This window comes from Paenibacillus rhizoplanae, assembly GCF_042684125.1.
Taxonomy (GTDB): Bacteria; Bacillota; Bacilli; order Paenibacillales; family Paenibacillaceae; genus Paenibacillus_AQ; species Paenibacillus_AQ rhizoplanae.
Genome location: NZ_JBHUKY010000014.1, coordinates 88,580 through 114,341 on the forward strand (window position 1 = coordinate 88,580; position 25,762 = coordinate 114,341).

Sequence of the window (25,762 nt, forward strand, 5' to 3'; positions counted from 1 at the left end):
TCCTCCCTGTTTAAGGAATATAAAGGGCATGTTTAATGACTGGTAATTGCCCAGCTTCCCTAGATGGACTAAATATTAATTCCCAATTGCTAACTACTTTTGGTTCATTAAACTTATATCCCTTTTCCGTAGCTTCTTTTACAGCTGATTGAAAACTGCTTAATAATTGTTGTTCATTTAACTTTTGACCATGTGATAGAGTTCTGGTTGAATACTCTACCATATGTTTAGTAGCATTTGGATTCACCCAATACTTTTCCTCATTCACTGTTACTTCAAATGATTTAGGAATGCTTGTACCTGGGTTATTAGGTTGTGTTCTTTTGATATTATCCCAGACAGTCCCAGTTTCCCTCGTCCCCTCAGCCTGCATCCGAAGATTAACCGAATTAGCCGCCTTGACCTCATCATCCGTCAGAGTGGTTGGAATACCTTGTTTTCTCAGTTTACTATACAGCCCGTTAGGGCCGCTCGACAACATCTCCTGAACAGTCTGATTCCCTACTGCTGTACTAGTTTGCTGCACTGCTTTCTGGATCGCCTTAGTTCCAGCTATTTCAGCTGCATCCTTTATCGCAGCTGAAGTGAAAAATTTTGCTGTTATTTTTTCCGTTATTTTATCTGCTAATCGGATAGTACTTTTAACGCCAGATTTTATTACTGCGGCTTCACCAAAAGTAGCGACATTGAAGAGCAAGTTAGCAGAACCTGCGCTTCTTTGCAAGAACGACTTATCCTTCCCGAAGGCCAGTTTGGCATCGTCACCAATCATTAAATTGTAGGTATTTACAACTAAGTTCTTCGTTCCATTTTTTATTGAATTAAATACAGATCCGCTGGCAGAATTCTTTGCAGAAGACTTAACAGGTACAGGATCTTTCTTGACAGATGTTTTAGCTGCCTGAAGAACTTGTTCCTCTTTCTTCACTTTTTTCAGATCTGCTGCCAAAACTGTATTTTGCTGCTGCAGCTTTGATATTGCAGCGGCGGCTGCACTTCCTGCTGCTGATGGACGTGAGCTATTAGTTGAGCCACTGTTTGATGTTGCCGGCGGCTTTGTTACCGTGGCTGGTGGAGTTGCCTTATTATTATTTGCTGGCTTCGACGAAGCCGACTTCGTCGAATTCTGTCCAGGTTTCGCTGGTGCTGCCGGCTCTTGTTTTGGAGGCGGTGTAGACGCCTTCTGCTTCGCCAGGTACAGATGCTCGAGGCGGTCCGCAGCAGCGTCGTTTCGGTTGATCTGGCTTTGAATAGAGCTTGCCGTTGCTTTGTGACCAGTCGGATCGATATACTGAATCGGATCATTATTGGCATAAGTGTAGAGATTGAGACTGAGCGGGTTATTGTCTTCCCCCCAGTAGCTGTCTTCTGACAGGAAACGCCCGTTGTACGGATCGTAATAACGTGCCCGAAGGTAGTACAGCCCTGTCTCCCCATCATAATACTCTCCTGCATAACGGATGGATTCCGAATAGGACTCGATGCTTAAAGTAGGATTACCAAAGACATCATAATCATATTGGTTCTGCACTTCTCCTGCAGATGTTACAGTCTGCACAACATCTCCGTGTCCATTGAACAAATAGTAGGAATATGCCTTAGCTTGATTCATTCTGGCAATGTAGTTAATACCACGGATGTAACGTACATTGAGTTTGCTGCTTCCGTCCATCTCCAGGATCACGTGCTGACGGTCATATACATAATTCGTTTCCTTTGTTATATTCCCTGCTTTAGCACTGCTTACCGTTTTCTTTACCCGTAAGCCGTCACCATTATAAACATAATTTACAGTTGTCCGGTCTCCTGCCTTCACCTTGACAGCTTTCGTTAAACGGTTGAACCCGTCATAGGCTTGAGTTACTTTTTCGATAAGACTATTAATTTCTTTAGCCTGTGCCTCGTAAGTATCTCCCCCGGTAGACTGGTGCATTGCTGTTGTATGAGGCTGGGTATAGGCTGTCCGTTGACTAAGCTCATTCCCGTTCTTATCAAAAAGATAATCTACAGTTTTGAGCAGCAACTCCTTCCCTGTTGTATCGCTCATCCGCTCTTCAAGCTTCATCAACTGATTACTTGAAGAATACAGATACTCACTCTTCTTCAATTTATACTGAAGTGCTTGCTTGGTATCCGGGAAGATATAACTGCTAGGCTGCAGCGAGGTGTAGGTCTCTAGCATAGACTGCCGGTTTCCTGCCCCGTCATAGGCATAGACTGTCGTTTTTCCTGGTGCTTCTACCTGCTTAATACGACCCGCATCATCGTAGCTGTATGCAGTTGATCCAAAACTATCTGTCTTGGTAATCTGCCGGCCAGCATCATCATAGGTATATCGGTAACTGGATATCTCTGAACCGTTGTTACGTTTGTTTGTTAAGGTTAGCAGACGATTGTTCAGATCGTACGTATAAACCTCTTTGAGGCCATCTTCATACTGTACCATCGTCCGGTTGCCATTCTTGTCATAGGAATAGCTAGTTTCTTTACCATCATAGTCAACACGGGCCATCCGGCTGGACTTGTCATAATGGTATGTTGTGGTGAAGCCCAACGTATCTGTCACCGATTCTACATTTCCAATGACATCGTAAGTGTATTTGATCTGAACCTTACTGTCATTACTAATTTGGAGCAGCTGATTCTGGGAATTATAAGTGTAGCCATACGCTCCGCTCTCGTCATTCATGCCAGTCCGATTTCCAGCTTCGTCATAGCTATAGTTAATTTTATCCCCAGTCTCTACTACCCTCATCTCAGTTAACAGATTCTGATTACTATATAAATATAGTGTATTATTTCCCTGATGGTCGATCATACGCTGTTTATTCAGTGCCAGATCATAGGTGTAACTGATAGTTGCATTGCCAGCATCCGTGACAGATAGCAGTACCCCATATGATCCATAGCGGTATTGGGTAACTTTACCCCGTCCATCTTTCATGGACTGTTTGTTTCCCATACGGTCATAGCTGTAACTGACCTCCACACCCAGCGCATCAGTAACCTTAGTCAAACGTCCAGCATTATCATATTCATAACGAATAGAGCTGCCTAGAGCATCCGTTTTTTGAATAAGGTTGCCATGGATGTTGTACTGATAAGCGGTAGTGAATTTACTTGTACTATTCTTACTAGCTAATACCGGATCAACAGCAGCAGTCACACGATTGCCTAGATCATAATGATAAATCGTTCCATAGCGGGACTCATCGGTCTCACCTGCCGCATAACCTTTAGCATCAATGCTCTTCACTATATTGCCGTTTGCATCATAAATTTTCTTACTGACCACTGTACCATATGGGTCAATAGTTAGGGACAGCCTGTTTAAATTGTCATAGGTATATGACATAGTGAAGCCCTTGGCATTGGTATCAGAAATTTTATTTCCTGCCAGATCATAAGCTGTTGTAAACTTGTTACCTTCTGGATCAGTGACTACAGTAATCCGGTTAACTGGATCATACGCATACTTGGTTACGTATCCCCTCTCATCCTTATCCGAAATTTTATTTCCGGCCGTATCATAGCTGTATTGTCTTACACTCTCTGTTGAACCTAGAGCACGAATTACCTTCGCCACGCGGTTCATAGCATCGTACGTATAATTTACGGTGTATGCCTTTCGGTTAGCCGAATCAGAGGACAAGAATCCGTTTGCTCTAGGATCTGTTTCCTGAATTTTGTTGCCAAGCACATCGTAACTGTAAGTTGTAATCTGCATGATTTTATTCGGATAGGAAGAAATAAGTAGATCTGCTAGATTAGGCAGAGTAGCATAACCTTCAAGGGTTGACTTATCAAGCCACCCTATCCGCTTCACCATCCGGTTTTGGGAATCATACTCATACTGCTCCACATCTGTTAGGTCGGCATCTCTTAACTTTTCTGATTTGATGAGATTACCATTCTTGTCATACTCAATGGAAGAGCTTGCCCCGCTGTTGTCAGAGATGGCTTTGAGCAGATTGTTATCATAATAGATATAAGTAGTTTCCCGGCTTCCAGAATCCTCTTTTGATCCCGCTAAAATTTTCTTAGTCATATTTCCAGCCGGATCATACTGGAAGCTCTCCACAGCATAAATCACGTTCTTACTCTCATCGAGTGCAAGCGGAGATTTCTTTTCAATTAGCCTGTTTGCGGCATCATAATTGAAGATGGTTATGCTGCCCGCTTGATCTTTTACCGACACCAGATTCCCGTTAAGATCATATTTGTTCTCAACTGTAGACCCATATGGGTCTTTCACAGCCTTTTCTTTGCCAAATGAAGTGTAGCTGATAGTAGTTACTGCTCCAAGCGGATTCGTCTCGGTAGTCTTTCTGCCCAACTTGTCAAAGGAATACTTAAAAACTCCACCATCTGCATAAATAATTTTACCAGGTGTACCGTCAGGATTGACTTCATATGAAGTCGTGTTCCCCCGTTCATCCGTTCGTGCCAGCAAATGATTAAGCACATCATATTCATAGAGCTTACTGTCTCCTAGAACATTTGTTTCTTTAGTTAGCCGGCCAAGCCCATCATATGCATAGGTTGTACCTTTGGAAGAACTGATATTGCCTGAGTACTTGAGACCATCCACTTTTTTGGACATCTGTCCCTTAGCATCATACTGGAGGTATTCCACAATCGTCCCTTCAGGAGATACTGTAGATAGTCTGCGGTTCATCTTGTCATAAGTATAAGACATCCCCTTCATACTCATAACCTGATTGGTACTATCCATCTCTTTCTTGTATTGATTAGGTGAGATTTCCCGAATCAGATTACCACTTAAGTCATAGATGTATCGAGTCACAGCCAATCCGCCGTCTGCAGCGGGCAGACTTTTACGCAGCACACGATCAAGTGAATCGTACTCATAGCGGGTTTGCATTCCAATTGAATTGGTCTCGGTTAGTACATTACCCGCAGCATCATATTGATATAGCGTTGAACCTTTAATAGCGTCCGTCTTCTTCATTAATTGTTTATTATAATTATATTCAAATAAGGTTGTATTTCCCTTAGCATCGCTCTGGCTTAACACCTGATCATTCTTCGAATAGGTATAGGTTGTCGCTGCCTCCAGACGGTCCACATAATCATTGTCGAAAACAGCACCTGGCAAAAAGCCTGCGCTAATGTCCGCGGTCTTAACCAGTACAGCGCTTTTGGTAAGCCGTGATCTGGAGTCATAGCTGTTCCGTGTAATATCATAATTATTATCGCTAATTTTTTGATAAGTTGCTACGATATTCCCGGCCCGGTCATAATCCTGCTTACTCTCTCTGCCAAACGGTCCTGTAACCTGAATAACTCTTCCGCCTTTATCATAAATCTGCTGAGTAAGGTCTCCCATGCTGGACTGAGTTACAGCTCCATTTTTCTTTGAGACAGTGAGTTGAAAGGTTTCTGTCGAGAGCAATTTAGCGGCTTCATCATACTTTATAATAGTGGAACGGTAAAACGTGTTGGCCTCATCCGCACGAATATATTCTTTTTTGGATATTTGATTACCTGCTAAATCGTAACCGTAGTAAACAGACTTCCCATTCTGGTCTATGCTTTCCAGCAATTCGCCTTGCGCTGAATAACGGAAGGACTCATAGGTGCCGTCTGGATATTCTATTAGATAAGGAGAGCCAAAAATAGTATTGTAGCTTTTGGTTTGTTGGCCTGACTTATCCGTACTAATAGTGACCCATTTACCTGTAAGATCATAATCGACCGTCGTACGTGAGCCGTCAGCATATATTGTTTGCTTCAAACGGCCTCCAAGATCATAGAAATATGAAGTAGTACGACCAAGCCCATCGGTCTCGCTCAATACATTACCAGAACCATCATAGATAAGCTGTTTGTTGATTTTTCGGATGCCCTGCTGTTTGTTATCATAAGCAGCCTGGGCTGAGATAATCTCAACAGGCTTATCAATAACATTGTATTGATATAACAGACCTATAGACTGCTCTGGATGAGTAGCATTATACCCTTCTCCATCCACATCCTTAATAAGGTTGTCCCTACCATCATATTCCTTGTAAGCAATGACCTCACGATTGGTTCCGTCAAAAGCAATAGTCTTAATTAACCGGTTCTCTGCATCATATTCATTCTCAATGCCAGGAGCCTGTTCCATAGCAAGAGCAGAGTATCTTGAATCCACAGTTTTTAGCAAATTGCCCATCGTATCATACTGATAACGGCTTAAATTCCCCAAAGGATCAGTTGTCCCTATTGCAAAACCTAATCCATCGTAGGTATAAGAGGTTGTCCGCTCAGTTCCATCAATTACTGACGTCTCGGTAATCAGATTTCCGGACTTGTCGTATTGATAACGGCTGATTCTAGGGCCCTTGTCATTAAAAGGCTTGGAGGAAGATACCTTAAGATTTCTATAATTGTACGTATTCTCCTCAGTATCATAACCCGTACCATTGAATTGCCTCGTCTTCAGCAGGTTTCCTTCGAGGTCAAACTCGTTTAAGGTCTGATATGCCCCTCTTTCTACAAGTGATCCGTCATCCCCTTTTTCTTTGGATGATCCTGTCTCTGACGTTATGTTTCCGGCAAAATCATATTGATAATTCTGTACAATCTCTTTAGCGCCAGTTGAATCTGCATATTCTACAATCTTAATTTTATTCCCGTTTGCATCATATTCGTTAGATGTGTGTGAATGGGTAGCAGCGTCCAGGCTGACATTTTGATCTGTCACTTGGTTGAGAGAATCATATGAAAAGGAGGTTATTGAAGAATCCTTGTTAACTCCTGCTGAATACAGCCCCTGCGTAAGTTTAACCCTGTTATTCACCGCATCATATTGGCTATTGGTATAGAAATAATCCGAAGCTCCCGCTTGATAAATTTTTTGAATGGTATTTCTACCCAATCCATCGTAGATCCACTCTGTGATCTTACCGCCGGGGGCTTTCTCGGAGACAGGTTGTTCCATCGCATTATAGCCATATTCTGTCGTGTTACCCAGAGCATCAGTGGCGCTAATCTTTCTTCCCAAGGCATCATAAGTATAACGGGTAGTATGCTTGCCTTCGTCAGTGTCTGTTATGATGTTGCCGACATAGTCATAAGTGAAGGTTGAGGCGTAATACGTCTGACGATCCGGTGTAACTTCTTGCTTGACCAGTTGACTCTCAAGGTCATAGTAGTACCTCTTACCATAGCCTTCTTCATTCGTAATCGTCATACGCATAGGATACTGGGGAGAAGAGTTAATCTGATAATCAATTTTCACAGCTGCCTTGAGTGTCTTATCATTGTCATAGAAGGATTTCTCCACAATCTGCTGATTGCTATCGTAGGCATAGCGAGTACTGTGTCCATTGCTATTCATTTCTTTAGTCAGATTGCCAAAAGCATCATATTGTAGGGAGGATAACCTCTTCCATTCACCTTGGCTATTGATGCTATAGTTCAACAAATTCCCCTGAATATCATATTCATTCAGATACTTGTAATTCCCCGCATCCGTATACTGGATCTTGAAGTTGGCATACGGGCTCTCCAGGTATTCGTACTGCATTGCCTTATTATCCGGCCGGATGTTCTTCAGTACACGGCCTACTGCATCGTATTGATACGATGTCTTGTTTCCATTCGCATCGATCTCGCTGACGATATTGCCAGTCTGCATATCATAGGCGTAGGTTTTGGCATAAGTCTTGCCATCGGCCTGCTGATATTGCTTGGTCAGGTAAGCCCCTTTGGTATTTGCACCATTGGCATCGATACTATATTCATAATGCGTGGTGAAATCCTGCGAACGGTCATGTGCCGTTTTACGGATCAGATTGCCATAGGAATCATAGGCGTACTCTGTGATTAGCCAGGGATTCGCCGGATCATTCGTGGCTTTGCTCTCTTTGATTACATTGCCTTTACTATCCAGCTCATAATTGGTCTGAGCCGCCTTATTCTGGTCGAGCTTCCAAGTCTTCTGGGTCAGAATATGATATTTATTAATATCATAGGTAAATATTTCGGTATGTTCATTGTTCACCGGATAACCCTTGCTGTCACGTTCAGCGATAGGTCCGGTATGACTGGTCATATTGCCGTACTCGTCATAACGGTAGTTCTCAATGGAATGAACCGGCTCACCTGTAGCCTGCCCGCCAGCCACTTGATAGATAAGCGTCTCCTGTTTCTTGACCAGCTTCAGCTCATCATGCTCACTGGTAACGGTCTCCTTGTGATTCTTGCCCTGCTTCTCGGTAAGAATCATTTCCTGATTACCGTTGTATGTATATTTGACAGTGCTGCCGTTAACATCTGTGATGGTTGTGTAATAACGGTATGTATCTTTAAGATAAGTCTTATCATCCTGCTTATAGTCTGCGGTGCCGTACCCGTCAGCTTCATTAGTATAGGTGTAGGTCTTCTTGTTATAGGTTTCGGTTATGAATTTATCCAGAAAGTTTGGTTTGGCAGGATCGAACCCTTTCTTGATCAGATCACTACTCTCAAAAATCTTTCTGTATTGCATACTGCCTTCATTAAGCCGTTTGGTATAGGTGTTATATACATAGCTCTTCGCCTTATTGCTCTTTACTTCATCTACCAGTACAAGATTCTCGTAACGGGAATAAGCGGAATATTTATCTTTGTTAAAGTAGGTGAAGCCCAGATCAGGCTGCTCATACCAGAACATGAATTTCGGTTTCGTATCCGTGTCATATACCCTTTGCAGCCGGGTTCTTATGACATGCTTGGAATCATTAACGAGCGCTGCTGACTTGTCATACACAATGCTTTTATCGCCCGGAAGATGGACAATCACTTGGAACTTACCCTTTAGATCTCCGGAATCCGTATTATTGGGACTTTGCGATGCGTTATAATAGTTGTTCGCACCTACAGGAGAATCAATGCTAATCGGGCCTACTGTATAATTGAGATCCTCTTTGTATTCAATCGTTGTATCGCGGCCCACTGAATCCGTAATTTTGGAGATCAGCTTCTTGTTAATGGAATGACCATCCATATAATAATTCAATGACTCATACTGAAAATTAATAGTGTTGCCATACCGGTCCACGATTCCCAAGATCCGGCCGTCTTCGGCGAAATAGGTATTCTTTCCATCCTTGCCTGTCATCTTGTACTTGGAGGTTCCGTCTGCTTGTCCATTTTGATAAGTGACAGCTTCACGGACTACCACATCTTTCACAGTCTGGCCCTCCGGTAGAAATACATAGGCTCCGTCCAGATTCGCAGGCTTGAGACGGTATACATCCCCGCTGTCTGTATGCAAAAACTTATGGCTGGAGCCGTCCGAATTCACCTTCACTTCAATATTCGGAAAGGAGAAGCGCATACCCATGCCGAGGTTATATCTATCCTCATAGAAGGAGGAGGTTTTGGCATAAGAGAAGGCTCTGTCTACCCAGGCTCCGTCTACATAATTCACTTCCATCTCTTGCACATTCGCTGTTTCATTCTTATAAATTCGTTTGAATTCAAGATCCAATCCATTCTTACCAGGCAGGACATAATCTGTCTGAGTGATGGTTAGTGAACCACTCTGAGGGCTAATTTCGTCAACCGTTTCATTGGTTCTTAAATATGCCGGTGAAAGCATAGTATTGTACTTTTGTTTGGGACCTACCAGATTGTTAAGTTGATCCTGTAAGGTCTCGGCACTTGCTGCCGGTAAGAAAAACATCATCAAGATAAAAGAAGCCAATGATATTCGGATACATGCTTTCTTCACAAAGTTACCCCCGTCTGCCTGCTAAATTATTGCCCGTACTTTTCTGTATAGGTTTGGGCCATGATCATTTCATCTGAAATTCCTTGCGCGATTTGGGTAACTACAACTTTGGCAGACTCCCCGAGCTTCTGTGCCAATACAAAAGCATGTGTAACCTGCTGATCGGAAAGCTTGCTGTCCCCAGTATATTTACGAACTTCTTCCTCTGTTATCTGAACTCTTGGAAATGGATTTCCGCTATACAATACCTTTTCCTGTTCAAAAACACTGCTCCATTTACCACTTTTCAGCTTCGCAGTCAGTAAATCTCCAAACAGCTTACCGGTTACGAAAGATAGTCGGTCTGCGATCATAATATCGTCAGAGGTTGCTCCTTGCACCTGCATTAGAAGCTCAAGCTCTTCTGATTCGAAGGATCTGGGGATAAATTCTTTATGAGTCTCACGGTATTGTGTGAAAAGTGCCTCCCAGGTCTTGCCTGTATTTCTGGCCTCCAGCATAGCAGCCCACTCATTCACATTACCGAAATTGTGGTATAAGAAGTCATAAGCGGTCAATACCGCAGCACGGCTATAACCGCCAGCAACCAGCTCTTCAATCTGCTTACGGTAGGTCTCTTGAACACTGAATTCTTTCAGGAACTGATCATATGAACTCTGAACCACTTCAGACTGTAAAGGTCCAGCGTTCATTCCATGACTATCTTCAGTCTCCACCTTAGGAGTAACGGCCACCTTGGCATAGGCCATTACCCCTGCCTGGAACACCAATATCAGAATGATTATAAAAGCGGAAATCCGAAGTACCTTACGTTTGTTCATTCCTCTTAGCTCCTCTATTTATAATTAGGATTCATTGCCTGAATTTCTTGTCTGACCGCTTCACCCGGATTTTCCGGCCTCACATCCTGCACCGTAGGCGGGTTTATATCCGGAATCAGTGACTCCTTGTCTTCGGTTACAATATTATTAGGGTCAGGGTTCCTCTCTGCAACTTCAAGATCGGGTGCTTCCTTCCCCTGCTGTAATTGCTCCAGCATCCTCTTTTCAAGAGAGTCCAGTGTTACAATCTCACTCTCTTTGAGAGTAATAGTTTGTTGTTCTTTATTTTCCTGATACTGTTTGGGATCAGTAATGTAGTCCTTGAGATTCAGCCCAATCTGAAGCGACAGTAAGTATTCATTCATTACAGCTTCCATGGAACCGAACTCCTGTTGCAAGGTAAGAAGGAGAGTAACTGCCTCCCCCTCATTAAATTGCTCATTAATCGTTACGTACGCAGACTGCAAATCCTCCTCAGCCGAACCGGATAGTTCTGAGGTTGCTTCCGGCTTCTCCACAATAGATGCTACACTGCTGACTACTTCTTTTAACTGCTGCATAGTTCTCTCCGTCAGCATTTTAGCTTCCATGATCTCGTCATCCTGGAAGCCCTTCTGACGAAGTTCCTTAAGTAATTCCTCACCCAGACCAGCCTCATGAAGGAGATTTGAACGCCCCTGCTTGTCTTCCGTATTATTCGCCGGAAGCTGCTGCTTTAGAGTCTCCGTAATTTCATTCCATGAAGAACCTGACTTTTTCATGGCTAGAATTTGTTTTGCTGCAACTCCGCTAAGGTTAGAGAGCTCTGCAGCCGTCTGCTCATCTTGCTGCTGGGAAGACTCTTCTACTGCTGAATCCCGGTTAAGTCTTGGAAAGGTCACAATAGCAGCTTCAGCCAGCAACGCCACTATGATTGCTATGGATATATATCTGTATTTTCGCTTGCGGATCATTACCATTCTCCTTCAGTATCATTCAATCTACTGTAACTTTTACGTTGCTCTCGCCGGTTATTTTCGACTTGAAGGTGAGCGTGGTAATCTCACCAGACCAAGAGGTTCCCGGGACAACATTCTGATCGATGGAATATGTGATTTTCCCAGGGGTATAGGTTGCAGTTAAATTAGAACCGGCAATCCTTCCATTAGAGAGATCTCTGGCTGGTGTGAAATCATATGAATCGATTAATTCAAGCTCATCCGGATTATAGGTCACTACAAATTCCAGTTCACTGAAATCCTGCACATTCTGAGCCAGCAGAGTCAGACTTGCTTCCTTATCCTTCTTGACTTTAAGAACGTAATCTGGACTGGTAGTACTCTTCTGTAGAGAAGGGCTCCACGCAGTCACTCCTGATGTATTTTTTGCTCTTACCCGGTACGTATGAGCGGTTCCTGAAGTAAGCTCGTTATGCTGATAGGTTATATTATTACCGACATCGATCGTCTTTCCGTCTACTTCAAGCTGATAGCCATTCGCCCCGTCCATCTTCTCCCAACGCAATTCAATCGAGTTGTTTTGGGCAAATCCATCTATTTTGGAAGGGGAGTCAGGCAGGTTGGGAAGTGTAGAGAGTGCTAATACTGCCACCCAGTCTCCCCGTTCATTTCCTTGCTTCACTCTAATTTTATAGAGATGATATTCTTCTGCTTGCAGTCCCGTATGATTGTAAATCGTGTCTGCAGCATTATCCAATAATTTGCCGTCCACTTCTATTTCATATCGTGCATTCGCTGCAACAGTATCCCACGACAGGGTAATGGACTTATTCGTCACTACCGCTACTACATTTGTTAAGGATTCTGTGTTTATTCCTGCAGGCATGGTAGCCATGGTTATCGGTTTGGACCATTCACTTGTTCCGCTAATATTAGCGGCTCTGATTCTATACGTATGCTTGGAATCTGCAGCGAGCTGGTCATGCACGAACAGGTTATCCTTTACAGTGATTATAGTTCCGCCATCCACTTCAATATCGTAACTATCCGTATGAGGAACGGTGCGCCACGATGCAGTAATCTGACTCTCATCCGCGGTCGTCATTATGTTCGTGGGTACATCCGGTATTTCCGGATGAGTGGTTACATCCAGAGGAGAGCTCCATTTACTTTTCCCGCCTATATTAACTGCGCGAATTCTATAGGTATGACCGCTAAGTGCATCTAATCCTTCATGGGCATAGCTGGTCAATTGTTTATTGTCGATAATTAGCCCGTCCACTTCAATCTCGTAGCCGCTGGCCCGTTCCATCTCGTCCCACTTCACAGTTACCGTATGAATATCCTGCACTGCTGATATCTTCGTGGGAGTCTCTGGCGGATTAGGCCATGTCTGCTGTACGGCAGGTGCGCTCCATTTACTCACTCCTCCTAAGTTACCTGCTCTTACACGATAGGTATGATCCGTTGAAGCTTCCAGATCTTTGTGCGTGAAGGAGTTGAGGGTGCCGTTGTCTGTCACAACTCCATCGGCTTCCACTTCATACCGCGTAGCATGAGGAACCAAATCCCAGGTTAATGAAATGAATTTCTGCGATGGGACTGTCAATAAATTGATAGGAGCAGCCGGGGGTTCGGGTAGTGTCATTTGAGTAAAAGCCTGGCTCCAGCTACTCGTACCTCCCGGGTTGATAATTCTTACTCTATAGGTGTGCTGAGTATTGGGTAATAATCCATTATGCGTATAGGAAGTAGAAGTTCCATTATTGATAATCGCTCCACCTGCCTCTACCTCATAAGCTAAGGCACCCGCTGATGGAGGCCATGCAAGCTTAATCCATTGCTGTGAAGCTTCTGCAGTAATTCCGCCAGGTGCAGCGGCTAGTGTCGTTCCGCTTGCCGGCCCTCCGAACCCTGTCTCTACCCCTTCGTTATTTCTTGCTTTTACCTGGAAGGAGTAAGAGGTATTTGCTGTTAAACCGGTAATCACTACTGTCTTATTAGACGGAGTAAACCATACAGGTGAAGAGCTGAGAGCACCGGAAGAAGTAACATAAGCCGTACCCATTTGAATCAAATATTGGGTTGAAGCAGCATTCTGATCATGAAGCTGCATCTTTAACGAAGTTTCACCATTTTGCTGAAGAGATAGTGTTGGAACTTGCGCTCTCGTGTAGACATTCTGCTCATGGACTGCAATATTACCCACTTTATCTCTCGCTTCAATCTTGGTATAAAATGCAGTGTTTGGCGTTAATCCTGTTGCAGTAAAGCTTGGCTGTGTAGTCCATCCGCTCGACTGACTTCCGACTGTGTAATGATATGGAACGTTATCCAATCCTGATATGGAATCTGCGGCGGTTCCCGATATCTGAACCTGTGAGTCAGAAGAAATAATATTGATATTTCCAATTACCGGAGGGGATTTATCTACAAAGATGGTTACAGAATTCTGAGTGGTGACTTTTCCGTCATTGGCTGTAAAGCGGAGGGTATGGCTGCCTTCCGGTAAAGCTGCTATGTTCAATGGATTAAAGGATACATTTTGAGTTGTAGCTGTATTGGTTATCGTCTTACTTTCCCTTGCAGCTGCCTCTGAATCTATATAATATTTCAGCTCTAGCGCATCACCATTCGAATCTGATACCCCTATTACAGGAATGAACAGGGAGCTTGAGCCAAGCTGATGACCGTTCGGTGTTGGTATGGTTATTGTAGGGGCTGCATTGGAGGTTAGATTTTGCTCTGGGAGAGGTACACCCATTGAGTTTCTCCATCCATTATAAAATTGATTTGGGATATGTTGGGCATCTCCAGCACTTACAAAGACACTAATCTTTGTTGGAAGCTCACCGTATAGTCCCAAACCTTCATATGGAATTAAATCATTAATATTTGTTATAAAAGTATTATTTGATTCCCCCGTGCTCAAGCCTTCGGTAACTCTATGTGAGGAGGTACCCGCACTTGCACCACTACCTGAATTACTCATATAAACATTTATATCCAAATATCTGGAACGTTGATTGTTTGAGAACCAATAGGTCCTGGAGCCTGAGGTCATAATGGCTGCTTTATCCAAGGCAATATCGTAACTCATTTTTCTTGAAGATAAATCAAAACGTATGTTTTTCACAGTAATTCCTGGCATATCTAACGTTATATAGTCAATTTCGCCCATATCTGGAACCCATCCAGCAGTTTTTATGAAACCATCAAAGTGGAGATCAGCAAAGCTGATAATATTAGACTCTCCTGCTGCTTTAACCTGTGATCCCGCTGGGAATAGAATTAACGTAACGATTACAAAAACACATAAAATAGATATCCATCTTTTCAGCATATCTTTCATAGTTCCTCTCCTACCGCTATAAAATCTACTCTATGGTATAGGTTACTTTAGTAAATTGATTAGTCAGGGCAGTGAAGATAATAGTGTTCATCGCCGCCTTATTGCTCATTTGCACGCTGAAGACTATTTTTCCCGGTTCAAACTGGATTATATTGATTGGTGATCCTGCAATACTTCCAGTCCCAAGTTCCATTTCCGGAGTCTCTGCACGCAGATCCATAACCTCAAGATCCTTGGCATTATAGGTGACTGTAACCCTGCGTTCGGATTTGTCACTTTTATAAGGGATAATCATTACAAAATTAAGCTGGGAATCTTTTTCAGGCTTAATCGTTAAGGCTGGAGTCGTTGTTTTCTTCAATAGCTCTGACCAGTCGCTGCTGACTCCTGCATTCTTAGCCCGAACACGATAGTTATGCATTGTATTGGGCTCAAGACCGCTGTGTGTGTATTCCAACTGGTTGGAATTCGAAATGAGCTGTCCATCTACTTCCAAATCATAGCCGGATGCACCATTCACTGAATCCCAGGCAAGCTGGACCGAATTCACAGTAACTTCGCCTCTAAGGTTCTTAGGTACCTCTGGAGCTGTAATCCCAGTGACAATCGTAGTCCATTCACTCCAATCACTGACGACCTGAGTGTTCTTGGCCCGTATCCGATAACTGTGCTTAGTATTTGGCAGCAACCCGGTATGTGCGAAAATAACCTTGCTGCCATTGTCAATAATTGTGCCGTCAGCTTCAATTTCATAGCCGGTGGCTCCCTTAACTGAATCCCAGGATAAGCGGATTTGATTGCTCTTGGTCTCTGTCTTTACGTTTCCCGGAATCCCGAGCACTGTTGAAATCGTCAGAGGTTCGCTCCATTCTCCAAGGAAGCTACCCTGCTTCGCTCTGACCCGATAATTATGCCAGGAATAGGGTTCCAATCCAGTATGCTTATAGGATAACGATTCTTCATTATTCAGAACCTCGCCATCTACCAGGAGATCATAGCCAGTCGCACTCTCTACCTTGTCCCACGTAAGTTCAATACTTGTATTCTTGGCTAATGCCTTCAGATTAGATGGTTTGCCGAAGGTCGTGGTTGCAGTTACGAATCCGCTCCACTCGGCAGCTCCCGCCGCATTTACAGCTCTTACCCTATATTTGTGCGCTGAGAAGGGTACCAGCTTCTTGTGGATGTAAAGGTTATCCGAAACATTGCGTATCGTTGTCCCATCTAGTTCAATATCGTAACTTAGCGCACCTACAACAACGTCCCAAGTTATTGTGATTTCGTTGCTATTCACTGAAGTCTGAATATTAGCAGGAACCCCCGCATGAGTAGAATAAATAATCGTTTTGGTCCAGCTTCCGACTCTATCCTCATTCTTCGCCCGCACTCTGTAGGTATGCTCTGAATTCAACGGGAGCTGTGAATGTGTGAATTCAAGCTTCAATTCATTATCCAGCACATCACCATCTACCTCGATGTCATACCCTGTGGCCCCGGCAACTGGGTCCCAAGCTACATGCACAGAGCTTCCTTCCACTTGTGCTGTAAAATTCTGCGGAACTGCAGGCAGAGTATGCACTGTGATGGTATCGCTCCATTCACTGATTCCATCATCGTTCTTAGCCCGTACACGATAACTATGCTTACTGTTAGATTGGAGACTGCCATGTATAAACGAATTACCGGTAATGTTATTACTCACAACTCCATCTATCTCCAAATCATAGGCAATGGCTCCTGATACAGCATCCCAGTGCAGATGAATTGCCTGATCATCAGCAATCCCCTGTAACTTGGAAGGCACTCCAACCAGAGTGGTCTTCGAAACAACTTCGCTCCATGCCCCTGATCCGCTGCTGTTCACCGCTCGGATGCGGAATACTTTTGGCATGTTCGGATTCAGATCAGTCTCCTGGTAAGTTAGCACATGCCCGATATTCTTCGTACTGTTATTAACCTCTATTTCATAACTGGAGGCTCCGATAACCGGCTCCCATTCGAGAGTTATGGTATGGCTTGTTGCATTCATTTGAATATTCAGTGGTGCAGCCGGCAAGGTCCAATAAGAAGAAGTTATTGACCACTCTCCTTTGATGTCGCCACTGATTGCCCGAATACGATAGAAATGCTCTGTTCCCGGACTAAGATCCCCCTCTGTAAAATAAGGTTCACTGCCGAGAACGGTAACCTCTTTATCGAACTCCACCTCATATCCATCAGCATTAAATAAAGAAGGCCAACTGAGGGTAATCGATGTGTCCGTTGCACTCGCATTTACTGCAGGTATAGAAAAAGGTCTTAAAGATAAAGAGGGCACCACTTCACGAATTTGCTGCTCGCTCTCCCAGAATAAGCTGGCCTGAGGATTCCCCATATCATTAGCGTATTCCATCTTCAGGTCATATTTTTTACCGGCTTCAAGCTGGATGGTGCCTTGCTCCACATGCTGCTTCGTTGTCCAGTCATCCACCAGGAGCTGATCATTCACCCAGAGTCTGACTCCACCTGAGGTTCTAGCGGAGAAGATATATTGATCTGTATAGTTAGGTTGAATTTGCCCTGTCCATCTTACTGAGAAATGCTGGTCCGCTATTCCTGTTACACCCAAGACAGGTTGGCCTGCCAAAGAAATGGATTCATCCACCTTCACGGCCTTCTTGCCCGTAAAATTATTATTGCTGTAATACTCAGCCTTAAGGCCTGACAATACATACTTCAATAATGTACGTCCTGCTTGCTCATTCCCCGTGTGAATTACAGGTCTTTGATTCGAGATGACATTACCGCCAACTGCAAATAATCCGCCTGTATTGATATTCAAATGATTATTTACACTGACGTTGTCCCGGACAAAGAGGTCCCCTTGGGCTACATTTAGTTCTGCCCTTGAGTTATTGGATACCACTTCTCCAACAGACATTTCTTCGTCTACATTCATAGTTACCATAGTATTGATATTCATATTGCCTTGTACTACTATCCGTTTCGCGGATAGATCGAGCGAGCCATTGTTATAAACCAAAGAACCTGCAAACAATTCATTATCTACATGAATATTGGAATTATTATTCAAATGCACAGTCCCCTGTACCCATAGGTTACCAAGATTCTCATCTGGTGCAGGGTTGATAACATTAACATCTAACTCAGTATTTGCATTTAATCCTCCACGGAGGATTAACGATCCGTACACCGTTACATTCAGATTCCGGTTCGTATTCATACCATCTACGATTAAAATGACAGGCTGTTCTGCACTTCCAAACGTAACGCTTGATTCTAAATTCAGTTGTCCTGTTACAATAATTGCAGGCTTGTTGCCGCTGGAGCGGATAGAGCTTTGAATAGCTTCAATATCAGAATTTCTTATTGCCACTGCATTTTGGCTAAGCTGCTGTATTTGTTGTTCATTAGATTCTATTTGTTCGCGGATATGCCGGGAGATCTCTCCTTGCAGGCCATTCACCCGAATAAACGGCGGTGCGTTATGTACATTGGTCATACTTCCAGATAGGAGAACTTTGTCTCCGGCAACCTTATTGGGTTCAAAGGGCAGGCGGATTTGAGGCGGTATCAAGGCGGGAGTGTATGTATTAACTAATGAAATATCTATGCTATTGAGAGCAGTCTCAATTCCAGCAGCATTGATTTGACTTAACGTTAGCCTTCCATCTTCGACAGCAACCTTCTTCTTGACCGTTCTATGCTGCCCTGCTTCAAGAGTGAGTCCCTCCATCACTTTGATATTCTCGACAGTTAGGGAATTGTTGCTGCTATATACAGAGTCACCTACGGTTACTGAAACTTCATAAGTACCATTGTCTAGTGCAATTTCCCACTTTCCATCTGGATGGATTCGTGTCAGGCTGCTTATGCCGGAGTTATCGTATGTATCTCTTGAGACGGTTGCATCGGTATGATCCATGTTCCAGCCGTAGGCGTATTGGTTTTTAACGCTAAAAACGGCTCCAGAATCTGCAAGCTCCCCGTCCTGTAGGGGCGTTTCTTCGGGCTGAAACCGGATTTTGAGAACACTGTCCTGTGCGGAAATCTTCATCTCTGAGAATCCCACAAAAGGGGTCAGGAACTGAGCCAGAATGATAAAACACAATATTTTACTTATAAGACTCTTCTTGTTTGTCATAAAAGACCTCCGCTCAATTACAATTCATTAAAAAAAGGCGCAAAAAAACCACCGGAAAGAGCGGCCCGGCTACCATTCACAGATGGGTGTCTCCCGCCCTGTGGTAAGGCCCGTGGCTTTGCGTCCCTGACTTTCGTACAGGTTTGCCTTTTTAGTTCTAATGGTTATTTCAAGAGAAATCATTTGTAAATCACTTCAATTACAATCTGTACTTACCTTGGCAATAATACCCTATAATTGAATCATTTAATATTGTTCATTTTGTGAACATTTTGAACTAAGCAACCCCCGCACCACCACCCAACTTCCCAGCGGTGCTGCGCCCAGCACCAGCATGAGCAGCGTGATGGTGCGCAGAGACTGACTCTGTGACAACACCGCGATGAAGATCAGCAGGCCGAGGAGGCGGCCGCTCATCAGGCTAAGCTCCCTGAGTACTACCAGCTCCACGCGTTTGGCGGCACTCTCCTCGGACACTCCCATCAGGTCGAAGCTGGTGGACAGCATCGGCAGCATGTAGAGCGGCAGGCAGAGCGAGGTCCCTATCCCCATGATTAGGAGGGTCGTAAAGTTCACCTTCCACAGCAGCGGAAGAAGGAAGGCGATGAGCAGCAGACTGCCTGCCAGCATACCGCCGAGCCGGGCACGGGGCTTGAACCATCTGCCAGCCGCGTAATAACTGATCAGGGATACAGCAGAGGTCAGCAGAGCAAACTGTCCCAGCTTGCTCTCCTCCTGTGCTGCAATGTAGACGAGCAGACCGATCAGGAAGGAGAATACGCCTTCCCGGATGCCCTGGAACACTAGCGCCGCCGCAACTGGCCGCCAAGGACTGCGCCTGCGGGTAAGCTCACGCCAGGGCTCCAGCCAGAGATAGGCTTCGCCGCGCGGCCGTTTGCGCAGGCCGAAGCTGAGCACAGCAGCCACCCCATAGATACAGAGCGACAGTATGAATACCATGCGGTAGCCTTGTCCGCCTTGCCAGCGGGAGATCATCCAGCCGGACACCCAGGGTCCGGCTATTCCCGTCAGAGAACCCAGCAGACCCATCCACCCGTTATAGAAATCGCGGTTGCTCACGTCCGTAATCTCGAAGAATACAATATTGAACGCCAGCCAATACAGCCCGATGGATAGTCCGAGGACCCCGCCCAGCGGCCAAATAAAATGCACCGTTTCTCCTTGCAGCCACAGCACCAGCAAATAAAAAAAGCCCGATACGGCAATTCCCAGCCGTAGGGCATTCATTTTGTTATGCTCTTTCACCCACTTGCCGCCGAGCCAAAAACTGAGACCCACGGCAATCTGCTGGGCCACGGTGAACCAGCCGATCATGGCGAAGTTCTGCCGGCTTTTCCACAGATATACGTTGAGGAACGTCCCTGCAAGCACTGTAGCCAGCAGGTATAGCCCGCCTACAGCCAGCAGCAGCGCCGCCTGTCCCCGTTCTGAACCTCTCATGCTTAGCCCTCCCTGCTCGTCCTAAGACACTTCATCTATCACTAACATGTCCAGAAGGCAGGGAAAGCATGAATCCGATCTTTATTCGGCGGAGGTGCTTAGATTGCGGACAAGCTGGATGCGGTCTTCCTGCGCCAGACTGTGCTGCACATGGAAACAGGAAGGGCAGACGTACAGATTCAGCGCGAAGGGAGGCTTCAGCACCGCTGCGCCAGCCATCGCTTCCGGCGTTGAAGGAGTGAACCCGTCTACCTGCTGCGTACCGGAGTGAAGCATCAGCTCATGGCATTGCGGACATTCCGGCGCTTCCAGCTGAGCAGCCAGCAAGCCTGAGACCTTGTCCTCATAACGCTTAAGATCATAGTCATCGCCGAACTGGCTCAGCGTACCCCATACAGGCACCACGCTATCCTTGTCGTCGTCATCCCACAAATTCTCGTCGCTGATCTCTTCCTCCCCGGAAGCTTCGTGCATATCCGGCTCTTCATCCTCTATATCCTCTGCACCTATCGTTACTGTGCGGTAGCCGCTAAGCTCGTTATTGCAATGAGGACAGGTATCCTCGGGGCCAAACTCTTCATCCCATACAATCTCGGTATGGCACCATGGGCAAACTGTTGTCTCCATCTGTATAATCTCCTTCGCTTACTCACATTCGGTTCAATTCACCGTTAAATATATAATGCCGGCCGCTATAAAAGCCAGGGCTGAAAAAAACAGAATCCGAACCAGCAGCTTCATCTCCCTGCCCCCTCATTCAGAATATGGCCGCGCCGATCACATAGGACAAGGATATGGAGAGCACCATGGCTGTCAGTCCTACGGCCCGGTTATCCGCAGCAATCTCTTCATCAATTGAAAAGACCGGAGTAAAAAACTCGAACAGGAAGTACGCCAGCAGCAGCAGCAAAAAGCCTACAACCGACCACTTCATCGTCTCATAGATCGATGCCCCCGCTTCAATGCTGAAGCGTAAGATGTTGCAGATTCCGAAGATTTTGCCTCCGGTTGCCATAGCTACGGACACATTCCCCTTGCGGATCTCTTCCCAGCAGTTGTATTTCGTCACCATTTCGAAGAAGGACAGGAATACGACCAGCCCCAATATGGCGACAGTGAAGTAGCCTAACAGTGCCCCCAGCGGATGTTCCAGCAAAAGATCAATATTATCCTGCACACGTCTCCCTCTTCCCTGCCGGACTATGGGCGCTACTCCAGTTCAGCTACCGTCACACCCGCGCCGCCTTCATTGTAGTTCCCGAGCCGATAGCTTTTGACATGCTTGTGCTTGCGGAGGTATTCCTGAATTCCTGTACGCAGGACTCCGGTCCCCTTGCCGTGGATAATGGAGATCTGCCCCAGATTGCCGAGAAAAGCTTCGTCGATGAAGCGGTCGGTCTCCATAATGGCTTCCTCCAGGTTCGCACCGCGCAAATCAAGCTCGCTACGGACATTCTCATCGCGCGTGCGCTTGACCGTTGTGGCCCGGCGCAGAGCAGGCGGAGGTGAATCCGGTGCGGAAGCCAGGAACTCCAGATCGCTCAGATTTACCTTCATCTTCATGATGCCGAACTGGACTACGGCTTCCTTGGTTCCGCTCAGCTCGACCACAAGGCCCTTCTGGTTCACATTCGCCACCTTGACTTCGTCTCCGGGCTGAATCTTACGCGGCGCCTTGACCGTGCTGCGCGGCACAGCCTTCTTGCGCGGTGCAGGCTCTGCTTCATCCAGCCGGCGGCGCGCTTCGATCAGCTTATGCTCCTTGACGGAAGCCCCTTCCTCCATCGCCAGGCGGCGGAGGTCGCTGATAATCTCCTCGGCTTCCTTACGCGCCTTGGCCAGAAGTTCGGTGGCATCCTTCTCCGCCTTCTCCAGACGTTTGTCGCGCTGGCCCTCCAGCTTCTCCAGCTCCAGCTGCTGCCGCTTGCGGAATTCTTCCGCTTCACGGCGAATCTCTTCTGCCCGTATGCGTTCGTTCTCTGCAGTGAGGCGGTTCTCCTCAAGGGAAGCAATCATATGCTCAACGCGCATATCTTCTTCCTTCACTTCGCCGCGCGCATGCTCAAGGATCGCACTTGGCATCCCGAGGCGTTCAGCAATGGCAAACGCATTGCTTCGTCCGGGTACACCGACAAGCAGCCGGTAAGTAGGGCTCAGGCTCTGCACATCGAATTCCATGCTGGCGTTAATAACGCCTGCCCGTTCATAAGCGTATGCCTTCAGTTCACTGTAATGTGTAGTGGCAACCATCCGGGATTCCGTCCGGTGAATATTCTCCAGAATTGCTATCGCCAGCGCGGAGCCTTCGGCCGGATCTGTTCCTGCACCGACCTCATCGAGCAGAATCAGACTCTTCGGTGTCATCCGCTTCAGAATGGATATAATATTCGTCATATGGCTGGAGAAGGTACTCAGGCTCTGCTCAATGCTCTGCTCATCGCCGATGTCGGCGTAGATCGCATCGAAGACACACAGCTGACTGCCTTCCTCGGCCGGAATGAAGAGGCCCGACATGGCCATCAGGCTGAGCAGTCCAATCGTCTTCAAGGTCACCGTCTTCCCGCCCGTATTCGGTCCGGTCACGATGATAGAGCTGTAATCATTCCCCAGCTCCACATCCAGCGGCACAACCTGCTCGGCCGCAATTAGCGGATGTCGGCCCTTGCGCAGGCGCAGGTATCCGCGGTCATTCATCCGCGGCTGGGTAGCCTTCAGGTCGCGTGCAAGACGCGCCTTGGCGAAGATGAAGTCCAGCTCGCCGAGAATATCGATATCATAAGCCATCTCCTCGGCAATATCGCCGACCAGCGCAGTCAGCCGGTGCAGAATGATCTCGATCTCACGTTCTTCGCGCAGCCGTGTCTCCCGCAGCTTGTTGTTCATCGCCACAATGGATTCCGGCTCGATGAACAGCGTTGCCCCTGAGCCCGACTGGTCGTGCACAATACCGCCGAAGTGGGCGCGGTACTCTGCCTTGACCGGAATGACGAACCGGTCACCACGGATCGTCACCAGCTGATCCTGCAGCATCTTCGAGACCGAAGACGAGCGGATCATCGAATCCAGCTTCTCACGAATGCGCGTCTCTCCCCCGCGCAGCTCGCGGCGGAGGGTGGCAAGCTCCGTGCTCGCCGAATCCATTACATCGGCGTTCTCGTCAATACACATGCGGATGGCATCCTCGACATGCTTTTGCTCCGACAGCAGATCGCTCTGTGCGAAGAGAGTAGGAATGCTCTCATCGTCATGCATGGCATGGATGAACCGCTTCACCCGGCGGGCCCCGCCAATCGTGTTACCTACCGCAAGCAGCTCTGCCGTGCCCAGCATCCCGCCAATTGATGCACGCTTCAGCGCGGGCCGGATATCGGTCACGCCTCCGAATGAAGGAATTCCCTTCAACCGGTCCACATTTACCGCCTCATCCGTAGCCTGAAGGAGCTTCTTCACCCCTTCGAAATCACCGGAAGGCTTCAGGAGCTCGGCGGTCAGCCGTCCCATCGGCGTCTGCGTATACTGCATCAATTTATTTAAAATCTTGCGATATTCAAGCGTATGCAAAATTTTGTCGTCCAATTACTGTCACAGCTCCCTTCATAGATGGAACCATTATACCTAATTTAGCCCATTTTCGCTATTTGGGTATGATTTCAGGGCATAGAAAACCGGCTTCGGGCCACAATAACAACGCACATATCCTTAAGCGAACGCCAAAGGAGGTTAGTTCATTGAGATTCTTAGCTCATGTAGTACGGTTCGTGGTCGCTGCAATCGTGCTGATGGTGGTCGGCTGGATTGTTCCGCAGTTCACGGTCGGGGGATTCTGGAGCGCATTCATGCTTGCTCTGGTGATCGCTCTGCTCGGCTGGGTCGTTGAAGGCATTTTCGGCAAAAAAACAACGCCCTTCGGACGCGGTATCGTCGGCTTCCTAGTCAGCGCCCTGGTCATCTGGATTGCGCAGTTTGTCGTCAGCGGTGTCAGTGTCTCGGTGCTTGGTGCCCTGCTTGCCGCACTAGTCATCGGGATCATCGATCTCTTCCTGCCGGTATCCACTCCGTTTGAAGCAGGCAAATAACGGCGCTAGACAACATGCAGACAATGAAACCCCCAGCTCCGGGTCTATATCGGAATTTGGGGGTTTTCTGTAAGTTTATGTCCTTCACCGGAAGTGACCACAGAGGTCACCACAGCATTTTTCCCGCCACGCTTGGCCGTATACAGCGAATCATCCGTCTTGCGGAACAGCAGCTCCTTGCCGTCTCCAAGCTTATAGTGACACAATCCGATACTGACAGTAATGGGCTTGTTTCCGGCATACGGATGGCACATGGCGGCAATGCTGAGACGCATTTGCTCGACAGCAGCGTAGGCTTCCTGAAAGCTTTTATCCGTAAAAATCACTGCGAATTCTTCCCCGCCATATCTTGCCGCGAAGTCATTCAACCCGATCAGGCTGCCCATCTTAGCCGCCACCTCTTTGAGCACAAGATCGCCCACCCAGTGTCCGTATTTGTCATTGACCTGCTTGAAATTGTCGATGTCAAGCAGCGCAAGCTGCAGCCTCAGTCCATTGCTCTCACACTGCTCCAGCAGCGAATCCAGATATTCATGGAACGTCTTGTGATTATACAGGCCTGTTAACGCATCTATTTTCAGCAGCTTGTCCGAAATCGCCCGCTCCACCATCAGCTCCTGCTCCGACTTGGTGAGCTGCTCCAGATATTCGCGGGTCTCGCGGCCACGGAGGATCACCGCCTGCGCCGTCAGGGCGAAGACGACATACACACACTCCACTAGCACAAACTCCAGCAGCGGCTTGCCAAGCAGCGGCCGTTCAAGCCCAAAGTAGACCCCTGCGTAGAATGCAATACTGAATGCCCCAAGCGAGTACAGCAGCCTCTGGTCGAAATAGATGAGGGCCAGCATAAGGGGCATCATCAGCGTCATCTGGGCACCGTCTACATAAGGCTCCAGCACAAAATACATCAGATAGGAAACCATGAAGCTGCAGACCACAACTGCCTGCTTATGATAACGGGGCGAGCGGCGCAGCCAGACCTCGGCAGCAGCCATAGCCAGGATAATAATCAGGTTGCAGACTATGAACACATGGCCTTTGCCGGGACTAAAAATCGTCTGCATCTCATCAGAACGGGAGTACAGCATATACAGGAACTGGGCGAGCAGCAGACAGAGTACGATGATCCAGTAGCCGTACAGTATTCTCCGGTGCCATCTCTCTGCACTTTGCAACGCGTATTCTATAATAATCTGACTCCCCTGCTTCTAGCCGAATAATATGAAACTTTAATTATATTAGG

11 protein-coding genes and 1 riboswitch are annotated in these 25,762 nt (G+C 46.5%); of the genes, 1 reads left to right on the forward strand and 10 read right to left on the reverse strand.

Annotation, left to right across the window (positions count from 1 at the left end; genetic code table 11):
* Positions 1-10 precede the first annotated feature (10 nt).
* The 9 genes from ACFSX3_RS05895 to ACFSX3_RS05935 all read right to left on the reverse strand — a co-directional run bounded on the left by ACFSX3_RS05895 (position 11) and on the right by ACFSX3_RS05935 (position 24,016).
* Positions 11-9,724: an RHS repeat protein gene (locus ACFSX3_RS05895; protein WP_209991477.1), complete on the reverse strand. Its 9,714-nt coding sequence runs from the start codon at positions 9,722-9,724 to the stop codon at positions 11-13.
* Between the two features lie 26 nt (positions 9,725-9,750).
* A complete protein-coding gene (locus ACFSX3_RS05900) occupies positions 9,751-10,545 on the reverse strand; it encodes a hypothetical protein (protein WP_209991478.1) in 795 nt (264 codons plus the stop codon).
* A gap of 14 nt (positions 10,546-10,559) precedes the next feature.
* Positions 10,560-11,498 (reverse strand): hypothetical protein, encoded by a 939-nt coding sequence (locus tag ACFSX3_RS05905; RefSeq protein WP_209991479.1) that lies wholly within the window; start codon positions 11,496-11,498, stop codon positions 10,560-10,562.
* 22 nt (positions 11,499-11,520) lie between these two features.
* Positions 11,521-14,835: a fibronectin type III domain-containing protein gene (locus ACFSX3_RS05910; protein ID WP_209991480.1), complete on the reverse strand. Its 3,315-nt coding sequence runs from the start codon at positions 14,833-14,835 to the stop codon at positions 11,521-11,523.
* Between the two features lie 25 nt (positions 14,836-14,860).
* Positions 14,861-18,979, reverse strand: coding sequence for a fibronectin type III domain-containing protein (locus ACFSX3_RS05915; RefSeq protein ID WP_209991481.1), 4,119 nt, complete (start codon positions 18,977-18,979; stop codon positions 14,861-14,863).
* A gap of 56 nt (positions 18,980-19,035) precedes the next feature.
* Positions 19,036-19,137, reverse strand: a riboswitch (cyclic di-GMP riboswitch).
* Positions 19,138-19,225: 88 nt separating this feature from the next.
* Positions 19,226-20,440 (reverse strand): MFS transporter, encoded by a 1,215-nt coding sequence (locus ACFSX3_RS05920; RefSeq protein ID WP_209991482.1) that lies wholly within the window; start codon positions 20,438-20,440, stop codon positions 19,226-19,228.
* An 81-nt stretch (positions 20,441-20,521) separates the two neighbouring features.
* Positions 20,522-21,067, reverse strand: coding sequence for a hypothetical protein (locus tag ACFSX3_RS05925; RefSeq protein WP_209991483.1), 546 nt, complete (start codon positions 21,065-21,067; stop codon positions 20,522-20,524).
* A gap of 130 nt (positions 21,068-21,197) precedes the next feature.
* Complete coding sequence (locus tag ACFSX3_RS05930) at positions 21,198-21,617, reverse strand: DUF350 domain-containing protein (RefSeq protein WP_209991484.1); 420 nt, start codon at positions 21,615-21,617, stop codon at positions 21,198-21,200.
* 32 nt (positions 21,618-21,649) lie between these two features.
* Positions 21,650-24,016: an endonuclease MutS2 gene (locus tag ACFSX3_RS05935; RefSeq protein WP_209991485.1), complete on the reverse strand. Its 2,367-nt coding sequence runs from the start codon at positions 24,014-24,016 to the stop codon at positions 21,650-21,652.
* A gap of 152 nt (positions 24,017-24,168) precedes the next feature.
* On the opposite strand from ACFSX3_RS05935, the gene ACFSX3_RS05940 reads away from it, so the two are divergent.
* Complete coding sequence (locus ACFSX3_RS05940) at positions 24,169-24,516, forward strand: phage holin family protein (protein WP_036696706.1); 348 nt, start codon at positions 24,169-24,171, stop codon at positions 24,514-24,516.
* Positions 24,517-24,560: 44 nt separating this feature from the next.
* Here the strand turns inward: ACFSX3_RS05940 and ACFSX3_RS05945 are convergent, their stop codons facing one another.
* Positions 24,561-25,694, reverse strand: coding sequence for a GGDEF domain-containing protein (locus tag ACFSX3_RS05945; RefSeq protein WP_209991486.1), 1,134 nt, complete (start codon positions 25,692-25,694; stop codon positions 24,561-24,563).
* Positions 25,695-25,762: the final 68 nt, after the last annotated feature.

Bases quoted from the DNA above. Each gene is read 5' to 3' on its own strand.
- ACFSX3_RS05910 (WP_209991480.1), bottom strand. From the start codon at position 14,835: ATGAAAGATATGCTGAAAAGATGGATATCTATTTTATGTGTTTTTGTA.
- ACFSX3_RS05905 (WP_209991479.1), bottom strand. From the start codon at position 11,498: ATGATCCGCAAGCGAAAATACAGATATATATCCATAGCAATCATAGTG.
- ACFSX3_RS05900 (WP_209991478.1), bottom strand. From the start codon at position 10,545: ATGAACAAACGTAAGGTACTTCGGATTTCCGCTTTTATAATCATTCTG.
- ACFSX3_RS05915 (WP_209991481.1), bottom strand. From the start codon at position 18,979: ATGACAAACAAGAAGAGTCTTATAAGTAAAATATTGTGTTTTATCATT.
- ACFSX3_RS05920 (WP_209991482.1), bottom strand. From the start codon at position 20,440: ATGAGAGGTTCAGAACGGGGACAGGCGGCGCTGCTGCTGGCTGTAGGC.
- ACFSX3_RS05925 (WP_209991483.1), bottom strand. From the start codon at position 21,067: ATGGAGACAACAGTTTGCCCATGGTGCCATACCGAGATTGTATGGGAT.